Here is a 13,214-nt window from a genome sequence, read left to right as displayed (position 1 = left end):
CAGGTGATCGCAGGGCTGGGATGGTTGATTCCGCAGCGGAATGGGACTGGGAACCGGACTTTGGTGCGGGCTTTACAGGGAAAGAGGGATGGACATTGTATTGTTCGATCTGTTTCTGCCTAAACTCAGGAACCACTTTGGTAGCCCTCTTGGCTCAATGCCCAATTGAAGATGGTGTACACTGGCGCAGCCGATGGACGGACGGATATTGATAAGGCCAGAAAGATCGCAGCGGAAAGAAACCGCAATGCAGGATATAACAGGGGACGGACGGATACCGTACTTTCTTATCTGTTTACTTAGGTTTAGTTTAGGGTTTAGTTAGGGTTTGTTTAGGTATAGTATAGGTTATATCTAAACAAACCCTAACTTATTGCTAAGCTAAATATAAACAAAAGCTAACCTAAGGAATAAGAAGCCCTCAACTTTTCTTTATTTACTGGGGAAGCATGGCTCATTTAGGGCAAACTAGGGTTCCGCCTCGTGGACAGGGCTCCGGCTGCTGCGCAGGGCTTGCGGGAACCTTCGGCTCCCATCTCCACCTGCTTCGTACCATGCTCGGGGCAGATTTGCCCTGCAACCGTGTTCTGTCCGTGTTGAGTCCGTGTTGAGTCCGAGTCTAAGCCCGCACTTACCCCGCTGCCAACACGGGCAAATGACGCTCCGAACGCGACCATATCCCCTGAATGCCCCTAAAAAAGGCCAACGCCAATCCGAACCACAGCCGAAAAACTCCGCAGCGACGCTGCAACACGAAAACAACTCGGAAAAACACGCTATAAAGAAGGAAAAAACCATTTCGCAGTACTGATTTGCCGTACTGATTTCAAGCATCGGAATTAAATACAATGCTTATGAAGAAGTTAGCCTGTTATCGGCTTGAACGGCGACTGATCATAGCGCTCACATGGAATGACCAAAAGAGAACGATAGAATATACCTACAGGGACAAATGAGGTCTATTGAATCCTTATTACATAATAAGTATTAACACCACATAATTATATAAGTATTAGCGCTAACAAAATTATATAAGTAATAAAATTACATAGGCATTAACATGATGTAGAAGCATCCACGAATCCACACTAATGCAGCAAAATATACACAAACGATGCCACCTCTTATTGACTAAAAATTCAATAAATCATAGCATCGTTTATTACTGTATAAAGCGTGTTCGTACGAAGAAAAAGATCAAGAAAAAGCGTTCAGCCCCGTAATATCTTGTCCTGTGATCAATAAATGAATATCATGCGTCCCTTCATAGGTAACTACAGACTCTAGGTTCATCATATGTCGCATTATTGGGAAGTCACCGACAATCCCCATTCCGCCAAGAATCTGCCTAGATTCACGCGCTATCTGCAGCGCCATATTCACATTGTTCCGCTTTGCCATGGAGATTTGCTGAGGAGTAGCACGCCCCTCATTCTTGAGTACTCCTAAACGCCACGACAGCAACTGCGCCTTGGTAATTTCTGTCAGAAATTCCGCCAGCTTCTTTTGCTGCAATTGAAAACCGGCAATTGGCTTTTCAAACTGATGTCGCTCCAACGCATATTGAACCGCAGTTTCATAACAGTCTATTGCTGCTCCGATCACGCCCCATGAAATTCCATAGCGGGCCGAATTCAAACAGGAAAGTGGGCCACGCATTGAATTTACAGCAGGAAGTATATTTTCCGCAGGGATATAAACATCATGAAAAACCAATTCACCTGTTTTGGAAGCGCGCAACGACCACTTATGCATGGTCTCCGGAGTTTCAAAACCAGCCATTCCGCGCTCAACAATAACTCCCCGTACTTTCCCGGCCTCATCTCGCGCCCAAACGACGGCAATATCACAGATAGGCGAATTTGTAATCCACATCTTTGCTCCATTTAATAAAAAACCAGCTCCTTTTGCCGTCAATTTCGTTTCCATTCCACCCGGATCAGAACCATGATTAGGCTCAGTAAGCCCAAAAGAACCGACCAACTCCCCCGATGCCAACCGCGGTAAATATTTACGACGTTGCTCCTCACTACCAAAGGTATAAATCGGAAACATCACTAAAGAGGATTGCACCGATGCTGCCGAACGAATTGCCGAGTCGCCGGCTTCCAATTCCTGCATAATTAAGCCATAGGAAATCTGATCCAACCCTGCACCACCATATTCGACAGGAATATAAGGTCCCAACGCTCCAATTGCCCCCAATTTAGGCATCAAACCCGCAATAGCACGGTGCTCCTGCGCCGCATCTTCAATGAAAGGCTTTATCTCTGTTTTCACAAAATCACGGACAGACTGCCGTATCAGTTTATGTTCTTCGGACAATAAATCGTCCACCTGGTAATAATCGGTATTAATCTGTTTGATCATGATATAGTCTACATTAGCTTATCTAAGATAACGATTATTTTTCACTGAACAATATTCAGAACAAACTTGTCAACAAAAAATTTATTTCATATATTTAAACTATTCCACGAATAAAATAAACCATTATGATAAAATCAGCGCTTAAAACACTTGGAATATCTTCCCAGAATTTAGGATCATCAACTGGACAGCAATGGTTTTCCGAAGGTAAAGAATTCGAATCCTTTTCACCTGTCGATGGAAAACTCATCGCAAACATAAAAAGTAGCAATCGTAAAGACTATGAAGCAGTCATTAAGCAGGCCGGAGATGCATTTTTACACTGGCGCCTACTGCCTGCTCCAAAAAGAGGAGACATCGTTCGCCAGTTGGGAGACAAGCTACGTGAGCTTAAACCTACTCTCGGAAAATTAGTTTCCTATGAAATGGGAAAATCTTACCAAGAAGGCATGGGTGAAGTCCAAGAGATGATCGATATCTGTGACTTCGCCTTGGGCCTATCCCGTCAATTGTATGGTAATACCATCCATTCTGAACGTCCTGGGCACCGCATGTACGATCAATATCATCCTTTGGGTGTCGTCGGTATTATTACAGCATTTAACTTTCCAGTGGCGGTATGGGCATGGAACACCGCCCTCGCCTTGGTCTGCGGCAACACTGTCGTCTGGAAACCCAGCGAAAAAACACCGTTATGTGCCATAGTTTGCCAAAAATTACTTGCAGAAATCTTACACAACAACGGGCTGCCCGAGGGAATATCCAACCTCATTATGGGCGACAGGGAAGTTGGCGAGTGGCTTTCGGCAGACAACCGCATCGCCTTGATTTCTGCAACAGGATCTACCCGAATGGGAAAAGAAGTCGCCGTTACCGTAGCACAACGCCTTGGTAAAACACTTTTGGAGCTCGGTGGAAACAATGCGATCATCGTTACTCCAGACGCCGACTTAAAAATGACCATTATCGGTGCTGTATTTGGTGCCGTAGGTACAGCCGGACAACGCTGTACAAGTACCCGAAGACTTATTATCCATGAGGACATTTATGACAACGTCAAAAAACAACTGACAAAAGCTTATGGTCAATTAAAAATTGGTGACCCTTTGGACACGAAAAATCATGTGGGACCATTGATCGACAAAGCCGCCGTAAAATCATACTTAAACGCACTGGACAAAATTAAAACACAAGGGGGAAAAATGCTGATCAAGGGAAAGGTCCTTGAAGGCAAAGGGTATGAAAGTGGCTGTTATGTGCAGCCTGTCATTGCCGAAGTTGAAAATCATTATGAAATCGTACAGCATGAGACCTTTGCCCCTATTCTTTACTTAATCAAATACAAAGGGGATATCAGTGCGGCCATAGCACTTCAAAACAGCGTCGCCCAGGGATTGTCTTCTGCCGTTATGACCAACAACCTACGGGAAGCCGAGCTATTTCTCAGTGCTGCTGGCTCTGATTGTGGTATTGCCAACGTCAATATCGGCACATCGGGCGCCGAAATCGGAGGTGCTTTTGGAGGCGAAAAGGAGACTGGCGGAGGCCGGGAGTCTGGATCAGATGCCTGGAAAGCTTATATGCGCCGCCAGACAAATACCATCAATTATACAACTGACCTTCCCTTGGCACAAGGTATCAAATTTGATTTATAAACCATTTACACACAAAACTATGAGCAGCGTACATGAAAGATTAAGCAAACATATATTAGCCGATGGATTCCCTTTGGTTATGGATATGGAGAAATCCCATGGTTCTTATGTCGTGGATGAAAATGGGGATGAATACCTCGATATGTTCAGTATGTTTGCCTCCATGGCCGTGGGTTACAATCATCCACATTTGGTCAAACAACGTGACTTCCTGGGTAAAATGGCCGTCAATAAGCCAGCCATGTCAGATATTTACCCTAAAGAGTTTGCTGATTTTGTCGACACTTTTGACCGTGTAGCCATACCGAAAGAACTCCCCTATGCCTTTTTCATCTCGGGGGGAACACTCGCCGTGGAAAATGCCTTAAAAGCTGCCTTCGACTGGAAGACAAGGCTTAATTTCGCACAGGGAATACAAAAGGAAGCCAGCCAGGTCATTCACTTTAAACAGGCTTTTCATGGTAGATCGGGCTATACCCTGTCATTAACGAATACACAAGACCCCAGAAAATACCTTTATTTTCCAAAGTTCAACTGGCCACGCATTACCAATCCTAAATTGAGCTATCCCTTAACAAGCGAACATATCGATCAGACGATTGCTTTGGAGGAAAAAGCTGTCTCGGAAATACGTCAGGCGATCACGGCTAACCCCAACGATATTGCCTGCATTATTATTGAACCGATACAGGGTGAAGGTGGCGACAACCATTTTCGAAAGGAATTTTTCGTACAGCTTCGTCAAATATGTGATGAAAATCAGATCCTCTTAATTTTTGACGAGGTACAGACGGGATTGGGTATTACGGGAAAAATGTGGGCTTACCAACATTATAACGTCATTCCCGATATCATTGCCTTCGGCAAAAAAGCACAAGTCTGCGGTATACTGGCGAGCAAGGAAAAATTTGATCAGGTGGAACATCATGTCTTTCAAGAATCCAGTCGTATCAATTCGACATTTGGTGGCGATTTTATGGATATGCTCCGCTTTAAATTAATTCTTGAAGTCATAGAGCAAGAAAACCTGATTCAAAATGCGGCAGAAAAAGGGCGCTATCTACAAGATAAGCTCCAGGAACTGCTAGCGAAAAAACCGCAGCTGTCCAATTTACGGGGTGAGGGTTTATTCGTTGCAGTGGATTTCGAATCGGAAGCTGCACGGAATGAATTTATCAAGAAAGCCTACGCCAATAAACTGATTATGTTAGGCTGTGGAGAGAAAAGTATCCGTTTTAGACCGCACCTCAATGTGAGCTATGCGGATATCGATAAAACGATAGCAATTATAGAAAAAAGTATTTCCTAAAAAGATATGCAATGCTAAAAGCTCTAAAATAGCCCATCGCATTGCATATTTTTTATAAACTATCTATCTTTACAGACATTGGGACGGTCGATATCGACCAGCTCGGAAATTCCATATTCATCAAACAAGTCTAAGAGTGCATCTGTGCCCTCTTCCAGTTTGTAATCCATCTCTTCTTTATACACGGGAATCATTGCATAAAAATTGATCAGATTACCATCTTTGGTCTTTAACTCCAAAAATTCCTCATCAAAACTTAGCATAGGCGGAAGTAGCAACATACAACCGAAACCTGTATTTGCAATATCTTCGGCTTCCATGCCATTGGGAATGGTATGCCCATAGCCCAGCCAGGTTTTGTACTCATGTGGAAACCGCGCTAATCTTTTCAAAAAGTAGACCGGCCAATAATTATTGTCATCCTGAAATTCCTCTTCTCCGATCTTCCAATCAGCGGGCAGCACAACCATTAGCTCTGCGCGCTCATAAGACTCTTTGTTTTCCACTTCATCTGGAACATGCATAGCCAGGTCACTCATGCCCGAAGTAACCAATATATGATATGGATAGTTTGCACTTGGTTTAATCCAATGCACATCGATATGAACCAGTTCGGAGATAATCTCATGGAATACCATATCGGGTTCGGCAATATATTTGGTCAAATGCTCCTCGATTTCATCCAGATAAACACATTGTACCTCCGGAAATAAGTTTTTAGGATCCTTATCATCAGATTGATCTTCATAACGGTAGACCGTAGAACCTCCGGCAGTAATTTCTGTATCTTTTTTTTCAGGCGAAGATTCCTCCGCTCCGCTACTCATAATCTTTTTGACTTTATCCCAAAATGACATATTATCTTATAAATGGTGAAAATTTAAGCTATTCTTATCAATTTTATTCGATCACAGCAACGACAGGTTGCCTGAATCTTGTTTTAACCGGTTTTCCCTTGACCTGACCAGGCATCCATTGTGGCGACCGGCGCATAGCAGACAACACAGCCTTTGCAAACTCGGGGCTTACCTTATCGGGATTCTCGATTTCAATATTGCAGATCGCCCCATCCTCGCAAACAATAAATTTCAGAATTGCCGTTTGCCGAGATCCGTATTTTGCATAGGCCACACTGTCCATTGCCCGGACTGTTCCGGACAGATCCAGATTATTTTGTATAAATTTGGACCAGGCCACCACCCCGCCCTTGAAATAGGGAAAATCATCAACATGCTGTGCGATACTGTCTGCAGGGATATCCCGCTTAGCAATCACTTGTGCACTTGCGGAAGTACACCATACCATAAAAAGTAAAACTGAAAAAAGAGTCTTGAATCCTGTTAAATACATACCCTATCCTATCCATAACCGTACCATTTAACGCTTATATAAGATAATTTATTACTTTAATTCTTTTGGACTAATTGAGCGGCCTAGCAATATCAGTAACAAACTCTCCTGCTTCGTCAACAAGAAAACTAATCGGATGCTCTGGATTTTTAATAATCTCGAACAAGGTCAAACCCCAAGGTTTCCAAAAATTTTCCAAAACTTGGCCATAGGTCTTGTTTTGCCAATGATCAAAGATAGGTTTCATCGACATATCTGCTAATGGCATCGGTTCAACATAGACTTTTTGCGGGGTATTTAAATAGGTATAATCTGGTAAACGATTAAATAAGTAGGCTGAATAAAAATAGCGTGCACACAATTCTTCAAACTGAATGGGATGCAATGTTTTGCCCGCAATAATCTTGAGGATATCTTCGTGATAAATATTGTTTGTGGCATTATCTTGAAGACAGGCGATTACAGCAAAGTCCTTCATGCGGATAGAAAAGATCAAGGTATTGATTTCATCACGATACATAAATGTATCGGGTGCATTCTCAACCGGTACAACAACCAATGAAAATGGGAAGGTATTTTCAAACTCCATCGGTACAACCAGCGACTGCAACATCGCATGGAGATTTGTAAAACGCTGTGCAAGCGCCTGAGAAAAGTTCATATCTTCGCCAGAAGCTTTTTGCTGCCGAATTCCCGCAAGAATTTCATTAAAGACCACCCCATAGATGATTTTTGTCATCCATTGAAACAATAATAAGGGATCCAACTGTTTGACGGCTTCATAACCTTGTTCAAACGACTGTTCTACCACACGTTCCATTTGTTCGATCGCTTCAGCTGCAGTTATGGAACAGGGGAGCTTCAACGATTTATAAGTCACCAGATTCTCATCCAGCATTTTAAAAGGTTTATCTTCCAATTGAAAAGATTTCATCATCCATACAGGAAACACCTGAATGGATTCTTCTTCCGATTGGAGTTTATTTCCTGTTAAAAAACAAATATCTGAATCAAACTGAAATTGTTTGAATGGATTATACAAAGTTGCCGCCATAATGCAGGCAAAGTTAAAACAAATCGAAAAGTCCGCAAGAAAAGCAAATTCTTATTACGATATGGTGACTTGTCTATTTAAACTTATTTTATTTTCAGAAATTTTTGAAAGTTCAAAAACTTTGAATAACTTTAATAAAGGCAATCATAAAAAGGACGAGAAAGCCGATCGGTTCAATAGTCCGATAAAAACAAATTGAGGTATTGGCAAAATAAAAGCACGATGGAATTACAAGAAGCAAAACAGCAATTTATAGACACCTGGGGGGCATTAGGTTCTGAATGGGGAATCAACAAGTCCGTTGCGCAAGTTCATGCCTTACTCCTCTCGGCAAGCAATCCCATGTCTACAGACGAGATTATGGACAAGTTGGTGATCTCGCGCGGCAATGCCAATATGAGTATCCGACAATTGATCGATTATGGCATCGTCTACAAAAAGCATATTGCCGGCGACAGAAAAGAATATTTTGTTGCCGAGAAAGAAGTCTTAAAATGGGCCATGAAAATTGCGGTAATGCGTAAGCAAAAAGAACTTGACCCCGTTATGGATATTCTAAAGGATATCAGCCGAAATACAGAGAAGGATCAGACGGCAGAAGGTAAGGAATTCCATAAAACGGTCAAGGACATCCAAAATCTGACGGATCAACTCGAAACTATTGCCAACAAGATTTTCAATACTAGCGGTGGAGATTTATTAATTAAATTGATCAAATTAATGATGTAGCATCATGAACTGGACTGTAAACACACTTGCCATGCATAAAATAGTCATCGCTGGAGGAACAGGTTTTGTTGGACAATATCTTTGCGAGAGATTTCAAACATTGGGTTACCAGGTTATCGTCATTGGCCGTCGGCAGGGCAATATCCTTTGGACCGATCGATCCGGCATTTCCGATGCACTGGAAAATGCGGAGATGCTAATCAATCTAGCCGGAAAGTCTGTCAACTGTCGATATAACGAAAAAAATAAGGCCGAAATATTTTCTTCAAGAACAAAGACGACAACGATTCTTGGTGAGCTGATCGCAGGCTGTACCAATCCACCAAAATTGTGGCTCAACTCCAGTACAGCAACCATTTATAGGCACGCCGAAGATCGTCCGATGACCGAAAGTTCGGGGGAGATCGGAACAGGTTTTTCTGTTGATGTTGCCAAATTATGGGAAAAGACTTTTTTCGACTTCAAATTGGAAAAGACAAGACAGGTGGCACTTCGGATGGCGATTGTTTTGGGTGCGGATGGAGGTGTTATCCTGCCTTTTAAAAATCTTGTCCGGGCTGGACTAGGGGGCATACAAGGAAATGGCCAGCAATATTTTAGCTGGATCCATATTGAAGATCTTTTTCAAATTATTTTGTTCTTAAAAGATCATGCGGATATGGATGGTGTCGTCAATTGTGCGGCCCCCCACCCCGTTACGAATAAAACTTTTATGGCGACTTTTCGACAAGTAATGAACTGTAAAATTGGTCTACCATCTCCCAAATGGCTGCTGGAAATAGGTGCTGCTTTTATTGGCACGGAGACAGAGCTGCTTTTAAAAAGCCGTTGGGTATTACCTGAAAAGCTGGAGAATAGTGGATTTACGTTCAGGTTTCCATCGATTTCAAGTGCTTTACAGGATATTCTGCAGCGGGAATAAAATTTTAAGGTTAACGTGGGGTAAACCATTTACCCCACGTTAACCTTAAAATTTTCAAATACAAGCGGCGCAGTGACAATAGCACCCTCATTATTTTTTACCCCTTTAAACTCGGAGGTTTTTCCTTTCTCCAACAGGTTCTTCATCTCTTTTTCGTCGAGAAAGATACCATTCAATGTCCGCCAGATCTTAAAATCACATCCACGGGCATAATGGTCGCATTGGGCTACTTTATCGTAGAGCAAAATCAATCCCTGCTCACATTTCGGACATTTTATCTTTCCTTTTTGTTGAGGTTTAACTTCCTCTTGCGCGAGAGAAATCCGCAGCGTCAACAGTTCTTTTGTAATTTTGGCCGTATAGTCCTTAATATGTTTCATAAAAACATCATAGGACACTTTATTGGCTCGCATTTCCTCCAGCTTCTGCTCCCATTTACCGGTCAAGGTTACCTTGGCAATGGAACGATCTTTTACAAGATTGTATACCGCAAGTCCTTTTTCCGTTGGGATCAGTTTTTTCTTGTCGCGCTTAATATAATCCCGCTGGAAAAGTGTTTCGATGGTTGCGGCTCGTGTAGCAGGTGTACCAAGTCCACAGTCCTTCATAGCCTGCCGCATTTCATCGTCTTCAATTTCCTTTCCCGAAGTTTCCATGGCCTTCAATAAGGAGGCTTCGGTATGTATGGGTCTTGCTTTGGTAAAACGTTCGGCAAGTTCGAGGGTCAGAATCTGCAATAATTCCTCAGCTAACAGCTTCGGTAACTGCGCATTTTCATTATCCTGATCGTCATTGTTTTTATCTTCATCGGGCGCTTCGATCTGCTCCGCGGAAAGACGCCAGCCGTATTGCTTGATTACAGTACCTTTGGCGATAAGTTCAACCCCCTGCGCATCAATTGTCACGGTGGTAATATCTTTTATACATACTTCCGAGAAACTTTCCACCATGCGCTTGGCGATCATATTGTAAACATTCTGTTGCTCTTTGAGCATGGGACCCGGCTTTTCATCCGTCACCAATAGGGCGTGGTGATCGGTTACCTTTTTGTCATCGACAGAACGTTTGTTCAATTTTGCACCGATCAGATTTTTTGCGATCGACGAGATGGATTCATCTGCGGTATCCGACAAATGTTGAAAAAGTGCGCCAATTTCTTCAAAAACATCCTCACCGATGTAACGGGAACCCGTACGCGGATAAGTGATGACCTTCTTTTCGTAAAGTGTTTGCGCAATACTCAGTGTCTGATCGGCCGAATAACCATACTTCTTATTTGCATCCTGTTGCAGCGATGTCAAATCAAATAGCAAGGGCGGTTGCTCTTTTGTTTCTTTGGCTTCCACCTTTGCCACGCGGGCATTGGAACCAACGGTCAATCGCGCAATGGTTTGCTCGGCGACATCCTTTTTATCGATCTTATTGGAGGTTGCCTTAAAACTGATATTATCTTTTTCAAAACCGGCCTGAATTTTATAGAATGCCTGGGGTTTAAAGTCTTTATTTTCCAGATAGCGCGAACAGATCATGGCCAAGGTTGGCGTCTGAACGCGGCCCAAAGAAAGTAATCCTTTATTCCCGGCCGCCAAGGTGATGGCCTGCGTCGCATTGATACCGATTAGCCAGTCCGATTCCGAACGTGAACGGGCAGACATGTACAGGCTATCGTATTCCGTACCTGCTTTCAAATTGGCAAAACCTTCTTTAATGGCTTTATCAGTTTGGCTCGATATCCAAAGGCGTTTAAAAGGTACTTTAGAACCTAAAAAATAGTATATATTACGAAAGATCAATTCACCCTCCCGTCCCGCATCGGTAGCCACAATGATTTCTTCGGCCTGTTCCAACAGGGATTTTATGGTGTTGAGTTGCTTAACTGCTCCGGTATCATCCATCTGCTTGCCATCACGCTTCACTTTCTTCGATTCTAGCTTAAATGTGGATGGAATGATCGGCAAATTTGAAATTGTCCACGAATTGTATCCGTAAGCCTGTGGCGTACAGAGTTGAACCAAATGGCCAAAAGCATACGTAAAAGCATAGCCATTGCCGGCGATATAACCGTCTTTGACTTCCTTCGCCCCCATCACTCGAGCCAGATCACGCGCCACGGAGGGCTTTTCAGCAATTACAACCTTCATTTTAGATATAAGATGTTAGATTTTCGATCCGAGACTTTAGGATAATACACGCGGATATTACAGCTTGTCTCAATTTAATATTGATGTTTTACCCTTTTACCTGAAACGTCCCTATTCTATGGATGGTATTGTTATTCCCTTAATTTTACGATACAGCTCTATGGCATAAACGTCAGTCATACCTGAAACAAAATCCAATACACAACGGATTTTGGAATACGAATCTTGTTTATCCGTATAAAATTGTTCAGGAATTAATGCAACGAGCTTTTTATCGTAATTGTTCTTGTTCTTCTTTAGGTATGCCGGAACAAACTCTTTTAATAGGGCATCCATCACCCGGTAACCAGCAATCTCAATTTGCACAACCGTGGGCGCATTATAGATTTTTGCAATGGAAATCTTCGAGATTTTTTTCATTTGTGTAACAATGTCCTCATCTAAAGCATCCATTAACGCTGATCCGAAAGTTCCTGACAGAAATTTGTCCTGCTCACGTACAAAGACATCAACACATCCTTTAATCAAGGTATTGATCGCTTTAGCACGCAACAATGCTACACGGCTTGGGGTATCCAGCAATCCATCGAGCCTGTCGCGAAGATTTTCTTTGCCACAGAGCGGCAATAGTAATTCTTCCACTTCTTGATAGGACAATATCTTAAGATGATGTGCATCTTCCAAGTCAATAATATTGTAACAAATATCATCCGCAGCCTCCACGAGATAAACCAAAGGATGTCTTAGGTAGCCCTTTGAATTGGAAGGATCTTTTAATAATCCCAATTCATTAGCAACCTTCTCAAATGCTTTTTGTTCTTCCGTAAAAAAGCCATATTTCTTGCGATGATGGCTTTTCTTGAGGTGGCCATCAATTGCCAGACAGGGGTATTTTACAATGGAAGCCAGGGAAGTATAGGTCAATGCAAAACCTTTGGGATCCTTTCCTTGAAAGGCATGTGTCAGAATCCGTAGCGCATTGGCATTTCCTTCAAAGTGGGTCAGATCGGCCCATTCTTCGGCTGTTACCTGCTCTTGGTATTTACGTCCATCGCCATCTGTGAAATATGTGGAAATAGCGGATTCACCAGAGTGACCAAAGGCCGGGTTGCCCAGGTCATGTGACAAACATGCCGCAGAGATAATATTTCCTACTTCTTGCAAAAAAGGGTAATCATTATCCAGGTTTGGATTTTCCTCTTTCAACTGTGCATAAAACATACGTCCCAAAGAGCGTCCTACACTGGCAACTTCTAAACTATGTGTCAACCTATTGTGCACGAATACAGCGCCAGGAAGTGGAAAAACCTGCGTTTTATTCTGTAATCTCCGAAATGGGGATGAAAAGATCAAACGATCATAATCCCGTTGAAATTCCGACCGGGCCACCAGGTAACTATCTACGCTCCGATCTTCGTAACCCCAGCGCTTTGCAGAGAGCAAATCTTTCCAATTCATTTTTTCAGACATAGCGCAAACTTAGATAAATTTGCCTTTAAATACAATTATAATCATAGGAGACCGGCTCAGAAATTCCCCGAATGACTGTGCACATATCCCTATATTTTACTGCTGTTATTTACCTGTTCAGGAGTCATTTTTGCAACAGTATCCTGGATTGCATTTCAAAATGACAAATTTTACAAACAGCTGTTGTCAAAGTCATTTTTATACTGGTTATATT

Annotated in this window: 11 protein-coding genes; 5 read left to right on the top strand and 6 right to left on the bottom strand. The window is 42.5% G+C overall.

The window, feature by feature from the left end; genetic code table 11:
• The coding region (locus tag B3600_RS25510; RefSeq protein WP_286754846.1) for a hypothetical protein at window positions 1-212 on the top strand (212 nt) is incomplete at its 5' end.
• Between the two features lie 985 nt (window positions 213-1,197).
• Here B3600_RS25510 and B3600_RS25505 read toward each other — a convergent pair.
• Window positions 1,198-2,370 carry an acyl-CoA dehydrogenase family protein gene (locus B3600_RS25505; protein ID WP_286754845.1) on the bottom strand — a complete coding sequence of 391 codons (1,173 nt, stop codon included), beginning with the start codon at window positions 2,368-2,370 and terminating at the stop codon, window positions 1,198-1,200.
• Window positions 2,371-2,495: 125 nt separating this feature from the next.
• Between B3600_RS25505 and B3600_RS25500 the strand changes: the two genes are divergently transcribed.
• Entirely contained in the window at window positions 2,496-4,025 is a 1,530-nt protein-coding gene (locus tag B3600_RS25500; RefSeq protein ID WP_286754844.1) for an aldehyde dehydrogenase family protein, read from the top strand.
• 19 nt (window positions 4,026-4,044) lie between these two features.
• Window positions 4,045-5,334, top strand: coding sequence for an L-lysine 6-transaminase (lat, locus tag B3600_RS25495; RefSeq protein WP_286754843.1), 1,290 nt, complete (start codon window positions 4,045-4,047; stop codon window positions 5,332-5,334).
• A 59-nt stretch (window positions 5,335-5,393) separates the two neighbouring features.
• Here the strand turns inward: lat and B3600_RS25490 are convergent, their stop codons facing one another.
• The 3 genes from B3600_RS25490 to B3600_RS25480 form a co-directional block, all read right to left on the bottom strand.
• Entirely contained in the window at window positions 5,394-6,161 is a 768-nt protein-coding gene (locus B3600_RS25490) for a suppressor of fused domain protein (protein ID WP_286754842.1), read from the bottom strand.
• Between the two features lie 73 nt (window positions 6,162-6,234).
• A complete protein-coding gene (locus B3600_RS25485) occupies window positions 6,235-6,639 on the bottom strand; it encodes an energy transducer TonB (protein WP_159332724.1) in 405 nt (134 codons plus the stop codon).
• 115 nt (window positions 6,640-6,754) lie between these two features.
• Window positions 6,755-7,738 carry a hypothetical protein gene (locus B3600_RS25480; protein WP_286754841.1) on the bottom strand — a complete coding sequence of 328 codons (984 nt, stop codon included), beginning with the start codon at window positions 7,736-7,738 and terminating at the stop codon, window positions 6,755-6,757.
• Between the two features lie 222 nt (window positions 7,739-7,960).
• On the opposite strand from B3600_RS25480, the gene B3600_RS25475 reads away from it, so the two are divergent.
• Window positions 7,961-8,467, top strand: coding sequence for a GbsR/MarR family transcriptional regulator (locus B3600_RS25475; protein WP_201303460.1), 507 nt, complete (start codon window positions 7,961-7,963; stop codon window positions 8,465-8,467).
• A gap of 4 nt (window positions 8,468-8,471) precedes the next feature.
• Window positions 8,472-9,389: a TIGR01777 family oxidoreductase gene (locus B3600_RS25470; protein WP_286754840.1), complete on the top strand. Its 918-nt coding sequence runs from the start codon at window positions 8,472-8,474 to the stop codon at window positions 9,387-9,389.
• A gap of 29 nt (window positions 9,390-9,418) precedes the next feature.
• Here B3600_RS25470 and B3600_RS25465 read toward each other — a convergent pair whose 3' ends face one another.
• Complete coding sequence (locus B3600_RS25465; protein WP_112373886.1) at window positions 9,419-11,530, bottom strand: type IA DNA topoisomerase; 2,112 nt, start codon at window positions 11,528-11,530, stop codon at window positions 9,419-9,421.
• A gap of 111 nt (window positions 11,531-11,641) precedes the next feature.
• Window positions 11,642-13,000 (bottom strand): deoxyguanosinetriphosphate triphosphohydrolase, encoded by a 1,359-nt coding sequence (locus B3600_RS25460; protein WP_286727371.1) that lies wholly within the window; start codon window positions 12,998-13,000, stop codon window positions 11,642-11,644.
• Between the last annotated feature and the right edge of the window lie 214 nt (window positions 13,001-13,214).

This window comes from Sphingobacterium sp. UBA2480 (assembly GCF_002341965.1).
Lineage (GTDB): Bacteria > Bacteroidota > Bacteroidia > Sphingobacteriales > Sphingobacteriaceae > Sphingobacterium > Sphingobacterium multivorum.
This window is presented reverse-complemented; position numbering and strand designations above follow the sequence as displayed.

What these genes read in the sequence shown, in the direction of transcription:
- B3600_RS25500 (WP_286754844.1), top strand. Translation starts at nt 2,496, where the DNA reads ATGATAAAATCAGCGCTTAAAACACTTGGAATATCTTCCCAGAATTTA.
- B3600_RS25475 (WP_201303460.1), top strand. Translation starts at nt 7,961, where the DNA reads ATGGAATTACAAGAAGCAAAACAGCAATTTATAGACACCTGGGGGGCA.
- B3600_RS25505 (WP_286754845.1), bottom strand. Translation starts at nt 2,370, where the DNA reads ATGATCAAACAGATTAATACCGATTATTACCAGGTGGACGATTTATTG.
- B3600_RS25490 (WP_286754842.1), bottom strand. Translation starts at nt 6,161, where the DNA reads ATGAGTAGCGGAGCGGAGGAATCTTCGCCTGAAAAAAAAGATACAGAA.
- lat (WP_286754843.1), top strand. Translation starts at nt 4,045, where the DNA reads ATGAGCAGCGTACATGAAAGATTAAGCAAACATATATTAGCCGATGGA.
- B3600_RS25460 (WP_286727371.1), bottom strand. Translation starts at nt 13,000, where the DNA reads ATGTCTGAAAAAATGAATTGGAAAGATTTGCTCTCTGCAAAGCGCTGG.
- B3600_RS25470 (WP_286754840.1), top strand. Translation starts at nt 8,472, where the DNA reads ATGAACTGGACTGTAAACACACTTGCCATGCATAAAATAGTCATCGCT.
- B3600_RS25465 (WP_112373886.1), bottom strand. Translation starts at nt 11,530, where the DNA reads ATGAAGGTTGTAATTGCTGAAAAGCCCTCCGTGGCGCGTGATCTGGCT.
- B3600_RS25480 (WP_286754841.1), bottom strand. Translation starts at nt 7,738, where the DNA reads ATGGCGGCAACTTTGTATAATCCATTCAAACAATTTCAGTTTGATTCA.
- B3600_RS25485 (WP_159332724.1), bottom strand. Translation starts at nt 6,639, where the DNA reads ATGGTATGGTGTACTTCCGCAAGTGCACAAGTGATTGCTAAGCGGGAT.